Origin of the sequence: Sphingobacterium puteale, assembly GCF_003627955.1 — a bacterium.
Classification (GTDB): domain Bacteria; phylum Bacteroidota; class Bacteroidia; order Sphingobacteriales; family Sphingobacteriaceae; genus Sphingobacterium; species Sphingobacterium puteale.
In genome coordinates this window covers 405,534-425,657 of sequence record NZ_RBWS01000006.1, presented here as the reverse complement: position 1 = coordinate 425,657, position 20,124 = coordinate 405,534, and the positions used below count along the sequence as shown (strand labels likewise).

The window sequence follows — 20,124 nt, the reverse complement described above, 5'->3', positions numbered from 1 at the left end:
TTTGTGATATGAGAGTGTATCCCCGGTCTGAGCTAGAGAAGGTGCTACACTTCTGTTTTGACACGAGTAAAACAAACAACCTATAAATAAAATTCTCAAAAAAAGATAAAACCGCATTGAATTGATTGTTTTCCCTTTAATTTTAATAAGTGATCGATACATTGATCCACTCCGGATCAAAATCAGCTTTATACCGCTCGTAGAATTTTATGGCAGATTCGTTCCAGTTCAAAACTTGCCATACCATGCCATGGTAACCACATTCTTTACCATAGGCAAGCGTCCTGTCAAAAAGTTGCTTACCCATTCCCAGTCCGCGCATTTTTTCGGTAACGATTAAATCTTCCAGGTAAAGCCTTCTTCCTTTCCAGGTGGAGTATCTGACGTAATATAATGAAATTCCAACAATTTCTTCACCAACTTCTGCTACAAATGCACCCCAAATAGGATTATCTCCAAACCCTGCTTCTTCAAACTCCGCGAGGGAAACTGTTACTTCATCCGGTGCTTTCTCATAGATCGCCAATTCTTTGATTAATTCAAGCATTTGTGGGCAATCGGCCTTAATTGCTTCGCGTATAATTGGTTTAGTCATTGTTTTTATAATGTTTAACTACTCTTTTACCAAAGATTGTACTTCCGATACGGACCATAGTTGATCCCTCTTCAATCGCTAATTTGTAATCCGATGACATTCCCATGGAGAGTATGTTAAAATAATCATCTTTCCGGTAGAAGCTAGCTTTAATTCCATCAAATAACATCTTTAGTTCATAGAACTCTGCTTTGATCACCTTTTCATTGTCTGTATTGGAGGCAATACCCATCAGACCACAAATTCGGATATTTTTTAGTTCTAAGAATTCTTCATCACGAAGCAGCTCGATCAATTCGGCATGATCCAAACCGAACTTGGTATCCTCATCAGCAATATATACTTGCAATAAACAGTCGATGGTACGATTAGCTTTTAATGCATGTTTATTAACTTCTTTTAGCAGTTTTAGGGAGTCAATAGAAGCAATTAGACTAATAAATGGAGCAATATATTTTACTTTGTTTGTCTGTAGGTGTCCGATCATATGCCATTGAATATCTTTAGGTAAAAGCTCCGCTTTCTCAATTAATTCTTGAACATGATTTTCACCGAAAATACGTTGTCCAGCCTCATAGGCTTCCATGATTTCTGAATTGGACTTTGTCTTTGAAACTGCTACAAGCTGAACGCCTTTAGCCTCAGTTTCCAATCTTAAAGCTTCTAAATTACTCGCAATACTCATTTCAGATATAGTTTGATGATGTAAAAAGTGCCAAATGTCGGTGCTTTTTGTAAATTTGTACAAAACTACGAAATGCTACGATTAATACTGAATCTACTTGCTGTGATTTTTTTATTTGGTTCCTGTGTCAGACCAGAAGAGAAGGATATTATCTCGCAAAGCAAATTTGTAAATGCTTTGACAGAAATCCAATTGACAGATTCATATCTCAATATTTTGCCCATTGATAGTGCACGCAAAGTGATGGTGCCTTTGTATCAGGTGACTTTTGATAAATACGGGTTAGACTCCGTTTCTTTTAAAAAGAACCTGGACTATTATGGTAAAGATGCTGAAATCATGTCGGCCATTTATAAAAAAGTGGAAGATAACTTGACGAAGGAGAATAAGTTTTATACGGATATCGAACGTAAAAAACAAGATTCTATCCGAACAAGGGATTCGATTGTCAATGCAAGGATTCAGGATAGTACAAGTCGTGTGATGCGACAACAGCAACAGTATCAAGAACGTATTGCTGCGCTTATCCACTACCAACCAAGCAAGGAGAAATTCAGTTTTAAAGAAGCGTCTTGGTTGTTTAACAAAAATTTCCAACAGAAAACAGGTGTTAGTTTGGACAGCTATTTAATGAACCAGCTATCTATAGGTAGTTCAATAACTCCAGCTGGATCACCGCCGCCTACTTCCTCTGGAAATCCTGCGTCCCCAGCAACAACACCTGGCGTTTCGGCAAAGGACACAGCAACGTTACCAAAACAAATCGAACAAAGGCTTGAAAAACCTATTCTTACTCCACCACAGGCATTAAAGCCTGTATCAAAACTTTAACCATCAAAGAATATAATTTTATGGTATATCCATTAAATGTGATAGATAAACTCGGCTTTTCCGAGATAAAAGATAAAATAAAACAAAAATGCCTGAGTGAATCAGGCCGTGAGCTGGTCGAAAAAATTCAGCCACAAACTCGCTTTGATCAGATAGATCGTTTTTTGAGACAGACAAGTGAATTCAAAGATCTTCTTGTCAATGATGGGGCATTTCCCGTCGAGAATTTTTTTCCTTTAAAATCCATTATTGAAAAAGCAAGGGTTGAAGGTGCTTTTCTACTTGAAGAAGAGTTTTTTCGTGTCTTGTTGTCTTTGAAAACTGTTTACGCCATCATTCGATATTTTAATGAAAGAGAAGGGCTATATCCAAATTTGGAAGTGCTATTTGAGCATTTACCGATAGAGAAGGGAATCATCCGAGATATTGAAACAGTCATCGACGAGCGTGGGAAACTCAAAAATAATGCTTCCCGCCTGTTACTTGAGATCACCCAGCAAATACAACGTGCAGAACAAGATGCGCTCAAACGCATAAATAGTATTTTCAAAAATGCGCAGGACAGCGGGTGGACCGCGGATGGCAATTTGACCGTACGCGATGGACGTCTGTGTATCCCCATCCTGGCGGAAAACAAAAGAAAGCTCAAAGGATTAATTCACGACGAATCAGCAACAGGGCAGACAGCTTACATTGAACCAGAAGAAGTATTCCAGCTTAATAATAAGATAAGAGATCTTGAATTTGAGCGCAGGAGGGAGGTTATCCGAATTCTTGTTGAACTCACAGATAAAGTACGTCCACATCTCCCATTATTGCTGTCTTATCATGGTTTATTGACCAAGGTTGATTTTGTTAGGGCCAAAGCTTTGTTTGCCTTGGATATTGAGGCCGAGATGCCGGAACTGTCCAAAGAAGCGGAGATCAATCTCATCAATGCGCGTCACCCTTTACTCATACTTAACGAACACCATAAAGGTACTGTCGTTCCCTTGAATATACAGATCGACCAATTGCAACGTGTTATTGTTGTCTCCGGACCAAATGCCGGCGGTAAGTCAGTTTGTATGAAGACCGTAGGTTTGCTACAGATCATGGTACAATCGGGTTTATTGATCCCAGCTGAGCCAACGACGAAAGTAGGCGTATTTAAGCAAATATTCGCTGATATCGGTGATGATCAATCTATTGAGAGTGACCTCAGTACCTACAGTGCACACTTATCGAAAATGAAATATTTTACGGAATTTGCCAGTGGACGCACCTTGGTGCTCATTGATGAATTCGGTACCGGAACAGATCCTTTATTTGGAGGACCTATTGCCGAAGCTGTGTTGGAATCGCTGAATAAAAAGCAGGTTAGAGGTGTGGTAACCACCCACTACTCAAACTTAAAAGTATTTGCGAGCAATACAACGGGTCTGGAGAATGCTTCTATGTTGTTCGATAACCGTGAGATGCGTCCAATGTATATTCTCCAGATCGGTAAACCTGGAAGCTCTTATGCCTTCGAAATTGCGCAGAAAATAGGGTTAGGAAAGGATATTCTAGAGGCTGCCAAAGGGAAGATCGGTGTACAACAGAAAAAGGTAGATACCTTGTTGATCGATCTTGAACGGGAGAAGAAAGAGGTGTTTGATACAAAAGTTGCCATTAATAAAAGAGAGAAAGAACTTGAATCTCTTAAATCTGAGTACCTGGAACTGCAAAATTATCTGGAGGAAAATAAACGGGTTATACTTAAAAAAGCCAAAGAGGAGGCTCAGGAAATCATCAGGAACTCCAATAAATTAATTGAAAATACGGTCGCACAGATCAAGTCGGCGAAAGCTGATAAGGAGAAAACCCGTGAACTGCGCAGCAACCTGGATCAAGCTCTGAAAGCTGTTTTGCCAAAAGAACAGACGACTAAGCATGTCATCAAAGACAAAATAACGGAATCCTCCGAACTGACCATCGGTGACTGGGTGCAGATTATTGACAATGGAGCCGAAGCACAGGTTGTTGAAATTGCTAAAAACAACGTGATTCTTGCCATGGGAGAATTGCGAACAGTGCAGAAGCGAAAGAATGTCGTTAAGCTCGAAGGACGGGAAAATAAGAAATCAGCAAAAAGTTTATCCAGATCGTTGTCAGCCGGAACCGTAGCGGATTTTAATCCGGAGATTGACCTCCGTGGTATGCGAACCGAAGATGCACTGAATGAATTAGAAAAAGTACTGGATAGGGCCGTTATGGTAGGCTATCCATCCTTAAAAATTATTCATGGTAAAGGGGATGGTATTTTGCGAAAATTCATTCGGGACTATTTACGTAAATACAGCCATGTCAGCCGGTTTGAAGATGAACATCAAGACCGCGGTGGTGATGGAATAACTTACGCTTACTTATAGGAAAAGAGAGCTCCCATTGTTTAAATGGGAGTTTTTGATATTATCGTCCAACAGCACTTATGATGGAAAGTATTATTGATTTTTTGAGTAGTAAGCCTTTACTAAATGCCATAACTTCAATTTTGTGCGGCAGTTTAATCGGCTTTGAGCGTGAGTACAGAAATAAATCGGCTGGATTCCGTACAGTGGTACTGATCTGCTTTGGCTCTGCCATGTTCACGATTGTATCCTGTTTATTTATTGGCAATAGTACGGATCGGGTTGCTGCCAATATCGTTACAGGTATCGGTTTTATAGGAGCAGGAGTTATATTTAAAGGTAAATTATCAGTCAGTGGCCTAACTACTGCAGCCGTTATCTGGGCCACAGCCGGGATTGGAATGTTTGCCGGATTGGGCGAATTAGTTTATGCAATCTCCTTCGCCATTTTTATGGTGCTTATCCTTGCGCTTTTCCAGCGGATAGAAATATTATTATCGCGTTACTATCTAGTACGTTCATTACATATCAAATTTAGTTCAAATGAATTTTATCATCTACATGAGTTTGAACAAATGGCGCTGGATTTTAAAATTAAAGCTTCACGTCGTGTAATCGAGAAAATCAGTGGAAAACTGGAAGTAATGTATGATATTTCCGGAAAAATGACGGATTTAGACCGCTTTAATCAACAGCTCGCAAGTTCACTTGTAATTGATGAGTTTTATTATAACAAATAAAACTCATCAATTTTTTCGGGATAAAATCAAATTCTTAAGCTGTCTGGTCTTTGCCACCAAAGGTGATCATTACCATACCCACAATAATAACAAACATACCGACTACCTGCTGCCAACTAAGTGGGCTTTTGAAATACAACGCCATGGCCAGCTGGACAGTTAAAAAAGTCCCGCCTGAACACAATGCAATAACTATAGGCTGCGAGACATTTTTAAACAGTTGGATAAGAAACCAGCTTGCCGAAAGCAAAATAATATTTCCAATAATCAATGCGACCCATTTATACTTTGGATGAATTCCACCTAGTTTAAATAGGATAGAGGATACAATCTGGCAAGCCCAAAATGCTGCGAAATAAAGATAGTTTAACATAATTGCTACTATTCGTATCTACTGTAAGCACTGTTAAATGATTGACGCATTAAAGCAAACTGATCTAACACACTTTTAAGAAATTCCTCATCAAGTAATTCAAAGACACCATTTACCCCGCCTATGATATCAACTTCTGCAATTTTATAGGATTGCTCCAGATTTCCCTGTTCAAATTTGATAATGAATTTCTGGTTCATTCCAAAGATGGAAATCTTGCAATCAGGATGGGGGAGTTCCGCTATTAATCTCATGTAAATCTCTTTTTTTAAAAATTACCATAAAAGTATAAAAAAACGCCCAAATGAAATACATTTGAGCGTTCAGGATTATGATATGATTAGAAAAAGGCTGATTATACAACTCCTTGCGCTTTCATTGCATTGGCTACCTTAATAAAGCCACCAATATTAGCACCTTTTAAATAGTTAACAAAATCACTTTCTTTGCCATATTTCAAACAAGTCTCGTGAATGCTCTCCATAATTGTTTTCAAACGGTTGTCAACTTCCTCGGTACACCATTGAGTACGGATCGAGTTTTGAGACATTTCCAGGCCACTTACAGCAACTCCACCTGCATTTGCCGCTTTCCCCGGAGCAAAACTAATTTTTGCATCTAAGAAAACCTTAATGGCTTCGGCGGTGGAAGGCATATTAGCGCCTTCAGCAACACAGATGCAGCCATTTGTCACAAGTGTTTTGGCGTCAGATTCATCCAGTTCATTTTGTGTTGCACAAGGTAATGCGATATCACATTTAAACTGCCAAGGTTTCTTTCCAGGTAAAAACTGGGCATTTGGATAACGGGCAGGGTATCGGTCTAAATTCCGTCCTAAAGTTGCTCCAAAAGCCATTTTCTCTGTATCAAAACCATCTGGATCATACAATGTGCCGAGACTATTAGAAACAGTAATTACTTTTGCACCTAATTGCATTGCTTTTTCAACCGCATAAAATGCAACATTGCCAGCACCTGAAACTGTTGCAACTTTACCATTTAAGGATTGTCCTTTATGTTTAAATATGCAGTCCACAAAGTATAATAGGCCATATCCGGTAGCTTCCGGACGAATGTAGGAACCTCCCCATAATTCACCTTTACCCGTCAGGACGCCGGTAAAGTTATTCTGAAGACGTTTAAATTGTCCGAATAAAAAGCCAATTTCACGTCCACCAACACCGATATCCCCTGCAGGAACATCTGTATCAGCACCTATATGACGATATAATTCCGTCATAAAGCTTTGGCAAAAACGCATGATTTCATTATCTGATTTACCTTTGGGGTCAAAATCAGAACCGCCTTTACCACCACCGATCGGCAAGCCCGTTAAACTGTTTTTGAAAACTTGTTCAAAAGCAAGGAATTTCAAGATGCTCTGATTCACAGAAGGAGCGAAGCGGAGGCCTCCTTTGTAAGGACCTATAGAACTATTCATTTGCACACGGTATCCACGGTTTACCTGCACCTCATGGTTGTCATCTAACCAGGTTACACGAAAAGAAATAATACGTTCAGGTTCGGTCAGACGTTCAAGAATTTTTTGGTCGAAAAACTCAGGATGATTGTTGGTGATATAAGGAAATAAATCCTCTGTAACTTCTTTTACTGCTTGTAAGAATTCTGGTTCATTTGGATTACGTTTCTCAACGCTCGCAATGAACTCGTTAAAATTTTTTGACATGTTTTAATTAGTAAAATTTCCCTTTGGCTGGCACTAATTTATATATTTTTTAACAGAAAACCAATTTTTATTAATTTTTTACAAATTTCAAGCGATTATAATGAAATTTCGAATTCTATACCGTATAAGCTATTTAGCTCGGTGATATCGGAATGTAGCCCGAAATCAAATCATCCGTGTATTTTATTCGACATTTTGAATAAAAAGAAGAATCATTTTCGTTTTTACAATAAAACAGACGGAATGTTGTAATTTGTTTAATATAGTCGCGCAAACTGTCGTATGGAAGAGTGGGTTTGTATATTACTATTTAACATAATATAAATTATAATAAATATACTTAGTGATGAGAATGGAGGTTTTTAATGAATTATTTAATATAGTTATTGCTGGTTTTTGATATTATATAAAATAAGTTTTCTTACAATGATTTACATTTAATGCTTGCATATTTAATAAAAAGGAATCCAAGCGAAACGCTCAGATTCCTTAATAAATATTTAGGTTGAATATTTACAGAATAAAAAATACTAATCAACTGCCTGAATCATCAAAGCACCAACTGTTAAGTTAGTCCGTGGATCTATGACAATGGCTTGAGAATTTGCAGCATTTTCTGTCTGTAAATCAAATACAAGATTTTCAGCAGATTTGATTGCAATACGACCAATATCATTGAGCTTAATCGTTTCGTCGAAAACTTTTTCCTGTGTGTTGATGTCAAATTTATAAAGCACATCAACAATCTTAATTTTTGTCAATTTACTGTGGCTCTGTAGCAAATAGATCTGTTCGGTATCCAAGGGTTTGTTGTCAAACCAGCATACGTTTGCCTGAATATTACGTTCAAATTTTGGTTGTTTTTCAACATTTGCAATCGTGTCGCCGCGACTAATGTCCACATCGTCTGTTAAATGAAGAATAACTGACTGTCCATTTTCTGCCCGGTCAAGCTGCAGGCCGTTAAATTCTATGGCTTTGATAGTACTGTATGTTTCAGAAGGATAAATAATCACCTGATCACCCACCGTAAGCCCCTCTCCTAATACTCTGCCTGCATATCCCCTATAATCATGGAGATCATCCGTTTGTGGCCTTACAACCCATTGTACCGGGAATCTCCAATTCGCCGCTTGATTTTCGTGAATTTCAACATTTTCCAGGTAATCCAATAGCGATTCTCCGGAATACCAGAGCATACGATCGGACTTATGAACAATATTGTCACCTTTTAAGGCGGATACCGGGATAAAATCAACCTCCTGAAGCCCTAAATTAGCAGCCAATTGCTGGTAATCATTTTTGATTTGTTCAAAAACAGTAGCGCTATAATCTACCATATCCATTTTATTGACACATACTAATACCTGCTTCATCGCCAGTAATTTAGCAATAAACGAATGCCTTTTCGTTTGTTCAATAACTCCCTTCCGTGCATCTACCAAGATGATAATCAGCTCAGAATTGGATGCGCCGGTTACCATGTTTCGCGTATATTGGATATGGCCCGGAGCATCAGCAATAATGTATTTTCGCTGATCGGTCTGAAAATATTTGTAAGCGACATCGATCGTGATTCCTTGTTCGCGTTCTGCCTTTAGTCCATCCGTTAATATCGCTAAATCTACTGTTCCATCATCATTTTTTCGATTCGCACGTTGTATCGCTTCCAATTGGTCATCCAAAATAGAATTGGTATCGTATAGCAATCGACCGATTAGGGTACTCTTACCATCGTCTACCGAACCAGCTGTTATAAATTTCAATATATTCATTGTTGTCAATATCAAGTATTAGATTTGAGGAATTAAAAATATCCCTGTTTTTTGCGTTCTTCCATTGCTGCCTCGGATACTTTGTCATCCATCCGCGCCCCACGTTCACTGACTGTTGATGCTTTGATTTCTGCAATGATATCATCCAAAGCAACTGCGGTAGAATCTACTGCTGCTGTACAGGTCATATCACCCACCGTCCTGAAACGAACAGATTTAGTTTCGATAACATCCTCTTCATCAATATTCAAAAATGGTGCGGCTGCCATTAATTGTCCGTTACGAGTAATTACCTCCCGTTCATGGCTAAAATAAATGGATGGCAATGCGATTTGTTCGCGTTTGATATAATTCCAGACATCGAGCTCAGTCCAATTTGAAATCGGAAATACTCGTACATTCTCGCCTTTGTTGATCTTACCATTGAAAATACTCCACAGTTCAGGTCTTTGTCTTTTTGGATCCCATTGTCCAAACTCATCCCGCACTGAGAAAATACGTTCTTTAGCACGGGCCTTCTCTTCATCTCTGCGTGCCCCTCCGATACATGCATCGAAACCATGTTTCGAGATTGTCTCAAGCAAGGTGACAGTCTGAAGTGCGTTACGACTTGCATTTTTTCCTTTTTGCTCAACGACTTTGCCCTGATCGATACTATCTTGGACATAGCCCACGATCAGTTTTTCTCCGATCTCTTCAATAAGACTGTCACGGAAAGCAATAGTTTCGGGGAAGTTGTGCCCAGTATCAATATGAACCAATGGAAAGGGAAATTTACCCGGTCTAAAAGCTTTTTTTGCCAGATGAACCAATGTAATGGAATCTTTTCCGCCCGAGAATAGTAATGCCGGTTTTTCAAACTGTCCGGCGACTTCTCTTAATATATATATTGCTTCCGCTTCTAAATGATCTAAATAGTCCATTCTTTGAAATAATAAATTTGATTTAATGAATTTGGGTTTACGCTTTTTTAGGATTAAGATTTAACCGCATGTAAACCACATTCTTTTTTACTCTGATCTTCCCACCACCATCTTCCGGCACGAAAATCTTCTCCTTCCTGAACAGCTCTTGTACAGGGTTGACAACCAATGCTCGGAAATCCTTTGTCATGTAAGACATTATAGGGAATATACTGTTCCTTGCAATACATTTTTACCTGTTCAAAGGTCCAGTCAAACAGCGGATGGATTTTTATGATACCATTTATTTCGTCATACTCTACAAAATCCATATCATGTCTATTGACTGATTGTTCAGACCGAATGCCGGTAATCCAAATTTTTTTTCCTTTGATAGCGCGCTGCAATGGTTCAATCTTCCTGATCCGACAACATTCTTTACGATTTTCAACAGATTCATAGAAAGAATTAGGTCCCTTTTTACTGATAAAATCTTCCAGCAATGTTGTATCCGGTGTGTATGTCTTGATATTCAATTGATAACGTTCCAATGTACGGCTCCACAAAGAGTACGTCTCTTTAAACAACCGGCCGGTATCTAAAGTAAAAATCTCGATGCCGATATCATTTTTGCCGATCCATTCGGTGATAATCTGATCTTCTATCCCAAAAGAAGTGGAAAAAACAACTTCTGAAGGATATAGTGCCACAATTGCCTGCAGCATCTCCGCTCCCTTTTTATCGCCGATAATTTCTTTAATTTCCTTAACGCTCATGACGTAATATATTTTTGGTATGCTCGTTCAGCTTCTTTACTTTAAATTCAAAGTCCCCTTTTAACTGTTCACGATATTCGCTCATCAGCGAAAGCGTTTCGTCAATTTCGTCCGGTAAAAGATCGTTGAACAATTCCTTCACTCTTTTTGCAATCGTTGGCGATTTGCCGTTTGTGGAAATTGCAACTTTTAGATTGCCTTTAGTAACAATTGATCCCAAATAAAAGTCGCATAGATCTGGTTTATCCGCTGCATTGAAAAGTATATTGTGAAGTGATGTTAACGCACGGAGTTCATCATTCAGGTCTATATTATTCGTAGCCGCAATTACGAGTTGCTTGTTTTCAATGTCATTTGTCTTAAAAGGGCGTATGTGAAGTCGAACATGAGGATAATTGACGAGCAATTGCTCGAATTCAGGAACAATTTCCCTTGCTACGACAGTTAGGTTCGATCGCTCTTCATTTGTTATCAATGCCTGGAATTTTTCCAACGCAACTTTTCCACCGCCGACCAATAAAGTCTCGATCTGATCAAGTTTAACGAATATGGGAAATAACTTATTCATCCTTATAATGCAAGTGCTTTTTCTTTAATCTGTTGAAACGATCTGTGTTTCGCCACCACTTCACCGATAATGATAATAGCTGGTACCCCAACTCTTTTTTCAGTAGATTCATCTAATATATTGTCTATGGTGCCCAATACAACCTTTTCATTAGGCAGTGAACCATTTTGAATCAAAGCGATCGGTAAATGATGAAGGTTTTTTTCCTGATAGATGGCCACGATCTCTGCTAATTTTCCATAGCCCATCAGAACGACTACAGTCGCATTGGATTCCGCTGCCAGGTATAGATCGCTAGATAAACTGCCGTCAGATTTTGATCCTGTTATCACCCAAAAACTCTCGCTGATCCCTCTATAAGTCAGAGGAATCTGCTGTAACCCCGTCAAACCAATTGCGGAGGAAATACCCGGTATGACCGCTGTTTCAATACCATACTGTGCCACATGATCGATCTCCTCACCGCCGCGTCCAAAGACAAATGGATCCCCTCCTTTTAAGCGCACCACATGCCCATAATTCAAGGCATAGTCAACTAATAGGCGATTAATTTCATCTTGAGAAGTTGAGAGCTGTTCGGCACGTTTTCCGACGTAAATTTTTATACAATCTGCTTTTGCATAATCCAGTAGTTCATCATTGACAAGCGCGTCATATAAAATAACATCCGCTTTCTGGATCGCTTTGATCCCTTTGAGGCTAATCAAGTCTGGATCTCCCGGCCCAGCGCCTACTAATGTTACTTTTGCTTCTATCGACATTCCGTTCTCTCCTAGGCCAATACAGGCGTTAAATTTTTACGTTGATAAACCTCATTGATAAATTTTGTAGCCTCTTGCAGATAACCTGTTGCAAAGCGTTCAGTAGGTTCATTTTTACTAATTTGTAATACAAGCTCCGGAAATGACCGATCAAAGTTATATTCCCCGGACTCCACAAAATGTGTCTGGAATTCATTGATCACTGTATTTTGTGTGCTTGCGCTAATACCTTTATCTAACAGCAAGGCTTTCGCTGCCTGAACAAAGGCATTGTATGCATGATAGATAGCGTCTGCGAATTTTGCTTCCCCGAATGTCTCATTTGCCCATTGCAGCTTTTCCTCCGCCTCATAAATCAATGTTGCTACCAGATCGATCACTACCCCAGCACACTCACCCACACCTATCGCTGTTTGAAAAGTACCTTCATGTCCCCAATCCACAAACTCATCTTCCGAAAGCGTTGTTAGATCTGACAGTGGCTTTAATAGATTGTAAAAATAATTTTTACCTTGTCTGTCGTAATACGCATGAAAGTTTTCAGTTTCTTCCGCATTCTTTTTGTAATCGTTCAGTACGAATTCAACCACATGCAATACTCGTTTGGTGGGTACTTTGATAATCCGTTCGGCTACCCGGCCTTCACCATCGCCGATCGTGCCACCACCGAGCATAACCTGGGCGGCAGGAACTACCTTACCCTCTGCTTTAACTGAGCTGCCATGGAAGCCAATATGTGCCAGTCCATGTTGGCCACAGGAATTCATACAACCGGATATCTTAATTTTCAAATCTCTGTTGAAAATAAAATCTTGGTGGAATTCGGCGATATATGACTCAATGACCCGCGCCATTTCGGTACTATTTGAAATGCCAAGATTACAGGTGTCCGTTCCGGGACATGTTGTCACATCTGCAGTACTGTCAAAGCCTACCTGAGCAAGATCTAATGATTTTAGCAGTTGATAAATATGAGGTAGCGACTTTTCGGTTGCATACTTCAATAGCAAACTTTGGTTTTGTGTTATCCGGATATCATCCGCAACGAGATCTTTTAGTCCAGCGATCAAGGACCGCGCTTTATCGGTACCGATGTCCCCGGTAGAAACCCGTACATAGACACCATAATAGCCTGCTTGCTTTTGTTCAAATGTATTCGTGTTCTTCCATACCTGATAGTTTAAATCGGTATCGAGATCAAGTACGGTGATTTGGCTGTCATCCGGTGGTAGCGGTTGTTCAATTTTGGTTCGATCGATAGCGAAAGCTTTTACTTTTGTAGCAATCTTTTCTGCTTCGATCAGATTTAACACCTCTTCCAAGCCAAGTTTCTGAATAAGATATTTAAAGCGAGCCTTGTTACGGTTGTTGCGTTCGCCGTATCGGTCAAACACTCTTAAGGTAGCCTCTATATAAGGAATTAGCTCATCTTCCGGTAGAAATTCATTTGTTAGCGATGCTAAAAATGGCTGTGATCCCAGTCCACCTCCTAGCAAGACTTTGAAACCACGTACTTCTACACCATCCACATACTTTAATTTTGGAATAAAACCCAAGTCATGGATATACGAGAAAGCGGTGTCCTCTTCACTTGCAGAAAAAGACATCTTGAATTTTCTACCCATCTCCGCACAGACTGGATTACGTAGAAAATATTCAAATGTTGTCTGTGCATACGGCGATACATCAAAAGGTTCTTTCGGATCAATACCCGAAGTTGGTGAAGCTGTTACATTACGAACGGTATTACCGCAGGCCTCCCTTAAGGTAATATCATCCTCTGCCAATTTTGACCAAAGTTCTGGCGTACGATCCAGACTAACGTAATGAATCTGAATGTCCTGACGCGTGGTCAGATGCAGGTTACGACTTGCATATTCATCAGATATTGCCGCTATTTTGATTAACTGTTTAAAAGTAACTTTTCCAAATGGAAGTTTGATACGAACCATTTGAACCCCTGGTTGTCTCTGTCCATATACTCCCCTGGCTAGACGCAATGACCTAAATTTTTCATCAGCGATCTTACCTTCGTGAAATAATCGAATCTTTTTTTCAAGTTCAATAATCTCCTTTTCCACGACTGGATTTTCTAATTCTGTACGGAAGCTTTGCATAAAACAAATAAAATCTATTGATTTAGTATTCTTTTCTCGAGTCAAATGTAAAAATATTTTTTTAATATTCTATAATATCTACCAAATTAATATATATTTGCCGTATAAAATTTAATATACTAAACCTGTAGACTAATGGGTGTAACGATAAAAAGATATTTTATTATTCTGTTTTTTAGCTTTATAACCGTATTTAAGATCACGTCCTGCGCACCAAAAGTAAAGAATGGATATAGTAAAGAGCGTGGATTTGAAGGAAATATTTCACTTTCAGGGGCCTTTGCACTCTACCCTTTGGCCGTAATCTGGAGCGAAGACTTCAAAAGAAATCATCCGCATGTGCGTTTCAATATCTCGGCAGGCGGTGCAGGCAAAGGGATTGCCGACGTGTTAACAGGTATGGTAGACATTGGCCTTGTATCGCGGGATCTGCATCCACAAGAAGTCAAAAAAGGCGCAGTCCCTATTATTGTAGCCAAAGATGCTGTGATATGTACATTGAATCCTGCTAATCCGAATTATAAAGCATTAATGAAACGCGGCTTAACCCAGGAGGAACTTTCAGGGATTTTTACCAGTCGAAAATTTAAGACATGGAATCAAATTGATCCGCAATTTACTGCAGATCCGATTAATGTTTATGTGCGTTCAGACGCCGCCGGAGCAGCAGAAACCTGGGCCAAATTTTTCGGACGCAAACAGGAGGACCTGCAAGGTGTTGGAATCTTCGGAGATCCCGGTATTGCCCAAGCTATTAAAGATGATAAGTTTGGCATTGGCTTCAACAATATTAACTACGTCTATAATTTAAAGACAAACAAAGTGTTTGACCATATCGATGTACTGCCATTGGATTTAAATAAAAATGGACAGATTGAAGCCGACGAGAAATTCTATGGATCGCTGTCAGACCTGACAGGAGCTGTTGCAGCAGGCAAATATCCCGCGCCCCCCTCCCGCGATCTGACATTTGTCACACGCAATAAGACAGAGTCCCTGCTCCTGAAGGAATTTATCTCTTTTGTACTGCAGAAACAGGCGCAGTCACAGTTGCTTGAAAATGGTTATGTACCATTGAGTGAAACACTGATCAATGACGAACTAAATAAGTTATAGCATGCTAAATACACGTCTAGTTAAAGATACCTTAGTAAAACGGTCCACATTTTTGTTACTGCTGATTTCGCTATCAGTTGTCGTTATTATTGCGGTCGGTTTAACAGTAAAATCCATTCCGTTATTTGAATATAGCAATGTATTTCAGTTATTGACGGACAAAGTATGGGCGCCTATGAAGGGCTCATTCGGATTTCTGCCTTTTATTGCTGGCACACTTGCTGTCACATTGATATCGCTTGCCATCGCGATTCCATTATGTATATTGACGGCAGTTTATCTGACAGAATACGCTTCAGATGCATTGAAAAACATGATGCTTCCACTTGTCAACGTTTTGGCAGCCATACCACCGGTGTTATATGGGGTTTGGGGCGTATTGTTTATTGTACCATTGATACAGCTTTATATTGCTCCGATTTTTGGCGTGGTGACATCTGGTTATACGGTGTTAGCTGGAGGGATTGTATTGGCAGTTATGATTTTTCCGATCATGATTTCTATTATGGTTGAGGTGCTACAAACGATTCCGTATGAGTTAAAAGCAGCTTCTTTGTCTTTGGGTGCAACTAAATGGGATACCATAAAACATGTTATTCTTAAAAAGGCAAAACCCGGTATTATTGCCGCTATTGTCTTATCGACCTCCCGTGCGTTCGGAGAAACCATTGCGGTATTAATGGTTTGTGGAAATGTGCCCAAGATCCCTACATCCGTCTTTGATGCCGGCTACCCTATCCCAGCGCTAATTGCGAATAATTTTGGTGAGATGATGTCCATCCCACTTTATGAGTCTGCATTGATGTTTTCAGCATTATTGCTGTTTGTGATCATATTTGTTTTCAATCTAATATCGCGTCTGATCTTAAGACGTCTTGAAGGAGGTTTAGATGGATAATACCAAAAGAAGGTTATTGAGCGAAAAAATTGCGAAGGGTTTCATGCATCTATCTGGAATCACAGTAACTGCTTCCCTGTTTTTTATTGTAGGTACGATTCTCTATAAGGGGCTTCCCTATCTCAATTGGGAGATGGTCAGTCAACCTCCGAAAGGCGGGTTTTACATCGGCAAAGAAGGTGGAATCTTAAACGCTATATTAGGCTCACTCTATCTAGCAGGAGTAGCGACTGTCCTATCGGCTTTTATTGGTATCCCGATATCACTTTACCTAAATATTTATTTGGGTACAAAATCCAAAGTAACACAGTTTTCGAAGTTGTTGTTTGATGTGCTATATGGAGTGCCATCGATTGTGTATGGTGCTGTCGGTTTTGGAATTATGGTCTATTTTGGTATAAGAGCTTCACTATTGGGTGGTATCATTACCGTCACACTATTGACGATCCCAATTGTGGTACGTACCGTAGATGAGCTGATCAAAACGATTCCTGAAGATCTGAAAAATGTCACGCTTTCCCTTGGTACAACACGCTGGGAGCTTGCAAAGGTTATGTTGCGGAGTATCCGCGCCGGATTATTGACAGCCATTCTATTAGCATTCGGAAGAGCAATAGGTGATGTCGCAGGCGTATTATTGACAACGGGGTTCAGTGACAATTTGCCTAAATATATTGACGAACCAGCAGCGACACTTCCCTTGGCTATATTTTTTCAGTTAAGCAGTCCAATTCCTGAGGTACAGGGACGAGCATATGCTTCGGCCCTGGTTTTAACTATCATCATTTTAATTATCGTAGTATGCACGCATATCCTTCAATCGAAACAAAAGAATCGTCGTTAAACAGTCCTTTGACTGATCCTCACATTCAGATCAAGGATCTCAATGTATATATCGATGGGAGACATATTTTAAAGAATATTAATCTTGCCTTGCCGAACAATAGCGTAACCTCCATTATCGGACCTTCAGGCTGTGGCAAGACCACATTGCTGAAAACCCTGAATCGCTTGGTCGACGACACAAAAGGTGTTGAAATAACAGGATCTGTGCTTGTAAACGGTGAGGATATTTATGGAAAAAATGCCGAAGTAACGCATATCCGTAAAAAAATGGGGCTTTTATCCCAAAAACCCTATCCATTGCCGATGTCCATCTACGACAACGTAGCTTATGGTCCGCGTATACATGGTACGAAAAATAAAAAAGAACTGGACAAGATTGTCGAGACACAATTACGAAATGTAGCCCTATGGGATGAGGTTAAGGACCGTTTGGGGCATTCCGCGAGCGGCCTTTCGATTGGACAGCAACAACGGCTCTGCTTAGCGCGGGGGCTTGCTGTAGAACCCGAAATTATACTTGGCGATGAATCAACTTCTGCATTGGACCCGCTATCCACAGCAAAAATTGAAGAGCTACTCATCGAACTAAAGCAGGATTATACCATTGTTCTGGTGACACACATTTTACGACAAGCCCGAAGGGTATCTGATTATATCATTTTTGTCTATGGTGGTGAAATCCTTGAATTTGGTCCCACTGAGCAAGTGCTGTTAAATCCACAGCATGAAATCACAAAACAATATGTAAAAGGTTTTATCTCCTGATAGATCGCCTGCCGTTTACAAAAAAAGCCGAAGATTCTATGTGTCATAAAATCCTCGGCTTTTAAGCTTTTATCTTTTATTGCAACTTCGCGCTATCTTAGATCAAATAAATCATCAACGCCCAATATTTTTTTTGATGTAAATCCTTCAGCATACTTAACCTGGATGTAACGGCCAAATTCCCTTGCTCTGGCAGCGGTAGATTTCATAAAATCCGGATTGGAGATATACGTTTGCGGTTCATCAGGATTGATATTTTCGCCTGTATAGAACTGTGTTTTATAGGCCAGGATTGATTTTTCCTTCATGGCATAGTAGTCCGTAATATCAATGACTACATCGGGTTTGATGTAATAATCCTGCACAAATTGCAACACTAGACGCGGACGGAAGGCTTCCTGGATATGATTATTTTGATCTCTGGTTTCCACCTTTCTTAACCCCGAAAGGAAGCAGGCTTCATTCACAAGCTGCCCTGCCCTGCCATGATCCGGATGACGGTCAGTAATTGCGTTGGTAATAACGATTTCTGGCTGGTATTTCCTTATGGCACTTATAATGGCCATTTTTTCCTCGATGGCATTTTCAAAAAAACCGTCTCTCAAACCGAGATTTTCACGCGCTGCCAGTCCGAGAATTGCTGCTGCATCTTTTGCCTCCTGTGCTCTGGTCTCCGCAGTACCTCGTGTACCGAGTTCACCCTGAGTTAAGTCTACAATTCCTACTTTTTTTCCTTCGGCAACATATTTTGCCATTACTCCGCCTGCACCCAATTCTGCGTCATCGGGATGCACGGCAATGACAAGTAAATCTAGTTTTAGCATATTTATATTTTCTTTTTCGTTTATGGCTTCCAATATCGGCAAAGATCAGTATGTTACAATTCACTACTCCATATTGCTGGCATATCTTGAAGACAGCCGGCACATACAGGTCTTATTGGTATGGAACCGAGGCCAAAGGTAGGAAGTTTGTGGGTTACTCCTCCAAAAGTCGTTCGATATTACGACAAATTTTACCTGACAATGGCGAAGTTGTAGGATAATAGAAATCCACGACTTCCCCCTGCCTGTTGATCAAGTATTTATGAAAGTTCCAAGAGGGCTTGCTATTTATATGTCCGTTTTCTGCTTTATTTGACAGGAAGCTATACAATGCTGTTGTGTAAGTGCCGATGACATGGCTGCGTTTAAAAACCGGGAAACTAACCTGCTGGTTTATTCTACAGAATGTCTCCAATGTACTGCCAGTCAGAGGTTCTTGGTTCCGAAAGTTATTGGACGGAAATGCCAGTACCTCAAATCCCCTTTCTTTATACTTTTGGTAAAGTTTTTCGAGCGATTTAAACTGTCTTGTGAATAGACACTGACTCGCTGTATTCACGACCAACAAAACTTTTCCTTCAAAATCTCCGAGAGATTTCATGGTTCCATTGAATTGCAAAGCATCAAAGTCATATATCGTTTTCATATTGTCTTAATTTAGGTATTACATAACGAACCCGATCCTAGTTAAAGTATCTTCGTGACTTATATATACGAGTATATAAGGGGCTTACATCACCGGCTTGGGCCTCGACCGTTCAAATTCACGGATGATATTTTCGATTTCGAAATCCTCTTTTGGATCATATGCTGATTTTAAATTATGCCCAAAAATTTTGGCAACTCCCTGGTAAAAAAATGCGGAGACCCCACCTTTCATTTCCTTTACCATTTCATAGCTCGTGTGTCCGGTATAGCGATCGATCAGCTTTATTAGGATTTTCCCCTGAGAAATGGTCATATTTTTAATTTCACGATTAAACATTTGTTTCACATCGTTTTCACATCTCTCCACCAGAGTTTCATGTTCTTTTTTATTGGATGTCATAGCCAGGTCCCGGTCCAGTTGGTCGTATCTTTTTTGAGCATAAATGGCATAAGGAAGCACTTTCAATACATTTCTTCTAAAACGTAAATATTCCCTTCGGGCTTCCTCGCTTGACCAGACTCTTTTCCTGACAATAACCACTTCAGGAATGGGAAACCAAGGCAATATCTCACCCGAAGGTAGCGTTGTTGTCATATAATCAGTCACTGTCTCCTGGGCCCCTTCACCGTATAAAGGAAGAACAAGAGACTGAGCCTGTGCCACGCCTGACAAAGTCCCAAGAAGAAAAAACAAAAACCATACTGTTGTCTTCATCTGAACGACTATATAACTCTTTTAATTTGTCAATGCTATTATATTTTGGTAAATTTATTACAAAATAAGTTAGCTTGATAATTGTATTCAAAATACATTAACTAAATTAAACAAAAATACTCAAAAAAAC

Annotated in this window: 21 protein-coding genes; 7 read left to right on the top strand and 14 right to left on the bottom strand. The window is 39.7% G+C overall.

Features of this window, described 5'->3' with window-relative positions; translation table 11 throughout:
- Positions 1-142: 142 nt before the first annotated feature.
- Both D7322_RS09205 and D7322_RS09200 read right to left on the bottom strand, forming a co-directional pair.
- Positions 143-595: a GNAT family N-acetyltransferase gene (locus tag D7322_RS09205; protein ID WP_121123446.1), complete on the bottom strand. Its 453-nt coding sequence runs from the start codon at positions 593-595 to the stop codon at positions 143-145.
- Positions 588-1,280, bottom strand: a complete 693-nt coding sequence (locus tag D7322_RS09200; protein ID WP_121123444.1) for a YggS family pyridoxal phosphate-dependent enzyme — start codon at positions 1,278-1,280, stop codon at positions 588-590. Before D7322_RS09200 ends, D7322_RS09205 begins: the two co-directional genes overlap by 8 nt.
- A 72-nt stretch (positions 1,281-1,352) precedes the next feature.
- Here D7322_RS09200 and D7322_RS09195 point away from each other — a divergent pair, with 72 nt between their 5' ends.
- Genes D7322_RS09195 through D7322_RS09185 form a run of 3 tightly spaced genes read left to right on the top strand, consistent with a single transcriptional unit; the run spans position 1,353 to position 5,223 of the window.
- Positions 1,353-2,111 carry a DUF4296 domain-containing protein gene (locus D7322_RS09195; protein ID WP_121123442.1) on the top strand — a complete coding sequence of 253 codons (759 nt, stop codon included), beginning with the start codon at positions 1,353-1,355 and terminating at the stop codon, positions 2,109-2,111.
- 20 nt (positions 2,112-2,131) lie between these two features.
- Positions 2,132-4,504: an endonuclease MutS2 gene (locus D7322_RS09190; protein WP_121123440.1), complete on the top strand. Its 2,373-nt coding sequence runs from the start codon at positions 2,132-2,134 to the stop codon at positions 4,502-4,504.
- Between the two features lie 59 nt (positions 4,505-4,563).
- Complete coding sequence (locus tag D7322_RS09185; protein WP_121123438.1) at positions 4,564-5,223, top strand: MgtC/SapB family protein; 660 nt, start codon at positions 4,564-4,566, stop codon at positions 5,221-5,223.
- A 34-nt stretch (positions 5,224-5,257) separates the two neighbouring features.
- On the opposite strand, the gene D7322_RS09180 is transcribed toward D7322_RS09185, so the two are convergent.
- The 9 genes from D7322_RS09180 to D7322_RS09140 form a co-directional block, all read right to left on the bottom strand.
- Entirely contained in the window at positions 5,258-5,596 is a 339-nt protein-coding gene (locus tag D7322_RS09180) for a hypothetical protein (RefSeq protein ID WP_121123436.1), read from the bottom strand.
- An 8-nt stretch (positions 5,597-5,604) separates the two neighbouring features.
- Positions 5,605-5,850, bottom strand: a complete 246-nt coding sequence (locus D7322_RS09175) for a hypothetical protein (RefSeq protein ID WP_077433299.1) — start codon at positions 5,848-5,850, stop codon at positions 5,605-5,607.
- 101 nt (positions 5,851-5,951) lie between these two features.
- A complete protein-coding gene (gene gdhA / locus D7322_RS09170; RefSeq protein ID WP_121123434.1) occupies positions 5,952-7,283 on the bottom strand; it encodes an NADP-specific glutamate dehydrogenase in 1,332 nt (443 codons plus the stop codon).
- Between the two features lie 530 nt (positions 7,284-7,813).
- Positions 7,814-9,058 (bottom strand): sulfate adenylyltransferase subunit 1, encoded by a 1,245-nt coding sequence (locus D7322_RS09165; RefSeq protein WP_121123432.1) that lies wholly within the window; start codon positions 9,056-9,058, stop codon positions 7,814-7,816.
- A gap of 32 nt (positions 9,059-9,090) precedes the next feature.
- Positions 9,091-9,981 (bottom strand): sulfate adenylyltransferase subunit CysD, encoded by an 891-nt coding sequence (gene cysD / locus D7322_RS09160; RefSeq protein WP_121123430.1) that lies wholly within the window; start codon positions 9,979-9,981, stop codon positions 9,091-9,093.
- Between the two features lie 53 nt (positions 9,982-10,034).
- Positions 10,035-10,736 carry a phosphoadenylyl-sulfate reductase gene (locus tag D7322_RS09155; RefSeq protein ID WP_121123428.1) on the bottom strand — a complete coding sequence of 234 codons (702 nt, stop codon included), beginning with the start codon at positions 10,734-10,736 and terminating at the stop codon, positions 10,035-10,037.
- Positions 10,726-11,304, bottom strand: coding sequence for a precorrin-2 dehydrogenase/sirohydrochlorin ferrochelatase family protein (locus D7322_RS09150; RefSeq protein ID WP_121123426.1), 579 nt, complete (start codon positions 11,302-11,304; stop codon positions 10,726-10,728). Before D7322_RS09150 ends, D7322_RS09155 begins: the two co-directional genes overlap by 11 nt.
- Before the next feature lie 2 nt (positions 11,305-11,306).
- A complete protein-coding gene (gene cobA, locus D7322_RS09145) occupies positions 11,307-12,065 on the bottom strand; it encodes a uroporphyrinogen-III C-methyltransferase (RefSeq protein WP_121123424.1) in 759 nt (252 codons plus the stop codon).
- Between the two features lie 11 nt (positions 12,066-12,076).
- A complete protein-coding gene (locus D7322_RS09140) occupies positions 12,077-14,182 on the bottom strand; it encodes a HEPN domain-containing protein (RefSeq protein WP_121123422.1) in 2,106 nt (701 codons plus the stop codon).
- A gap of 135 nt (positions 14,183-14,317) precedes the next feature.
- On the opposite strand from D7322_RS09140, the gene D7322_RS09135 reads away from it, so the two are divergent.
- From D7322_RS09135 to D7322_RS09120, 4 genes are read left to right on the top strand one after another with little or no spacing between them, the layout of a single operon-like run.
- Positions 14,318-15,298 carry a PstS family phosphate ABC transporter substrate-binding protein gene (locus tag D7322_RS09135; RefSeq protein WP_121123421.1) on the top strand — a complete coding sequence of 327 codons (981 nt, stop codon included), beginning with the start codon at positions 14,318-14,320 and terminating at the stop codon, positions 15,296-15,298.
- 1 nt (position 15,299) lies between these two features.
- Positions 15,300-16,196 carry a phosphate ABC transporter permease subunit PstC gene (gene pstC / locus D7322_RS09130; protein WP_121123419.1) on the top strand — a complete coding sequence of 299 codons (897 nt, stop codon included), beginning with the start codon at positions 15,300-15,302 and terminating at the stop codon, positions 16,194-16,196.
- A gap of 43 nt (positions 16,197-16,239) precedes the next feature.
- Entirely contained in the window at positions 16,240-17,040 is an 801-nt protein-coding gene (locus D7322_RS09125) for a PstA family ABC transporter permease (RefSeq protein ID WP_245971295.1), read from the top strand.
- On the top strand, positions 16,998-17,807 hold the full coding sequence (locus D7322_RS09120) for a phosphate ABC transporter ATP-binding protein (RefSeq protein ID WP_121123415.1): 810 nt from the start codon (positions 16,998-17,000) through the stop codon (positions 17,805-17,807). The genes D7322_RS09125 and D7322_RS09120 overlap by 43 nt, the downstream gene beginning before the upstream one ends.
- A gap of 92 nt (positions 17,808-17,899) precedes the next feature.
- Here the strand turns inward: D7322_RS09120 and bshB1 are convergent, their stop codons facing one another.
- The 3 genes from bshB1 to D7322_RS09105 all read right to left on the bottom strand — a co-directional run bounded on the left by bshB1 (position 17,900) and on the right by D7322_RS09105 (position 19,994).
- Entirely contained in the window at positions 17,900-18,631 is a 732-nt protein-coding gene (bshB1, locus tag D7322_RS09115; protein ID WP_121123514.1) for a bacillithiol biosynthesis deacetylase BshB1, read from the bottom strand.
- A 154-nt stretch (positions 18,632-18,785) separates the two neighbouring features.
- Positions 18,786-19,277, bottom strand: a complete 492-nt coding sequence (locus D7322_RS09110; protein WP_108634293.1) for a glutathione peroxidase — start codon at positions 19,275-19,277, stop codon at positions 18,786-18,788.
- Positions 19,278-19,361: 84 nt separating this feature from the next.
- A complete protein-coding gene (locus D7322_RS09105; protein ID WP_121123413.1) occupies positions 19,362-19,994 on the bottom strand; it encodes a DUF4294 domain-containing protein in 633 nt (210 codons plus the stop codon).
- Positions 19,995-20,124: the final 130 nt, after the last annotated feature.

Bases quoted from the DNA above. Each gene is read 5' to 3' on its own strand.
- D7322_RS09205 (WP_121123446.1), bottom strand. From the start codon at position 595: ATGACTAAACCAATTATACGCGAAGCAATTAAGGCCGATTGCCCACAA.
- D7322_RS09200 (WP_121123444.1), bottom strand. From the start codon at position 1,280: ATGAGTATTGCGAGTAATTTAGAAGCTTTAAGATTGGAAACTGAGGCT.
- D7322_RS09195 (WP_121123442.1), top strand. From the start codon at position 1,353: ATGCTACGATTAATACTGAATCTACTTGCTGTGATTTTTTTATTTGGT.
- D7322_RS09190 (WP_121123440.1), top strand. From the start codon at position 2,132: ATGGTATATCCATTAAATGTGATAGATAAACTCGGCTTTTCCGAGATA.
- D7322_RS09185 (WP_121123438.1), top strand. From the start codon at position 4,564: ATGATGGAAAGTATTATTGATTTTTTGAGTAGTAAGCCTTTACTAAAT.
- D7322_RS09180 (WP_121123436.1), bottom strand. From the start codon at position 5,596: ATGTTAAACTATCTTTATTTCGCAGCATTTTGGGCTTGCCAGATTGTA.
- D7322_RS09175 (WP_077433299.1), bottom strand. From the start codon at position 5,850: ATGAGATTAATAGCGGAACTCCCCCATCCTGATTGCAAGATTTCCATC.
- gdhA (WP_121123434.1), bottom strand. From the start codon at position 7,283: ATGTCAAAAAATTTTAACGAGTTCATTGCGAGCGTTGAGAAACGTAAT.
- D7322_RS09165 (WP_121123432.1), bottom strand. From the start codon at position 9,058: ATGAATATATTGAAATTTATAACAGCTGGTTCGGTAGACGATGGTAAG.
- cysD (WP_121123430.1), bottom strand. From the start codon at position 9,981: ATGGACTATTTAGATCATTTAGAAGCGGAAGCAATATATATATTAAGA.
- D7322_RS09155 (WP_121123428.1), bottom strand. From the start codon at position 10,736: ATGAGCGTTAAGGAAATTAAAGAAATTATCGGCGATAAAAAGGGAGCG.
- D7322_RS09150 (WP_121123426.1), bottom strand. From the start codon at position 11,304: ATGAATAAGTTATTTCCCATATTCGTTAAACTTGATCAGATCGAGACT.
- cobA (WP_121123424.1), bottom strand. From the start codon at position 12,065: ATGTCGATAGAAGCAAAAGTAACATTAGTAGGCGCTGGGCCGGGAGAT.
- D7322_RS09140 (WP_121123422.1), bottom strand. From the start codon at position 14,182: ATGCAAAGCTTCCGTACAGAATTAGAAAATCCAGTCGTGGAAAAGGAG.
- D7322_RS09135 (WP_121123421.1), top strand. From the start codon at position 14,318: ATGGGTGTAACGATAAAAAGATATTTTATTATTCTGTTTTTTAGCTTT.
- pstC (WP_121123419.1), top strand. From the start codon at position 15,300: ATGCTAAATACACGTCTAGTTAAAGATACCTTAGTAAAACGGTCCACA.
- D7322_RS09125 (WP_245971295.1), top strand. From the start codon at position 16,240: ATGCATCTATCTGGAATCACAGTAACTGCTTCCCTGTTTTTTATTGTA.
- D7322_RS09120 (WP_121123415.1), top strand. From the start codon at position 16,998: ATGCACGCATATCCTTCAATCGAAACAAAAGAATCGTCGTTAAACAGT.
- bshB1 (WP_121123514.1), bottom strand. From the start codon at position 18,631: ATGCTAAAACTAGATTTACTTGTCATTGCCGTGCATCCCGATGACGCA.
- D7322_RS09110 (WP_108634293.1), bottom strand. From the start codon at position 19,277: ATGAAAACGATATATGACTTTGATGCTTTGCAATTCAATGGAACCATG.
- D7322_RS09105 (WP_121123413.1), bottom strand. From the start codon at position 19,994: ATGAAGACAACAGTATGGTTTTTGTTTTTTCTTCTTGGGACTTTGTCA.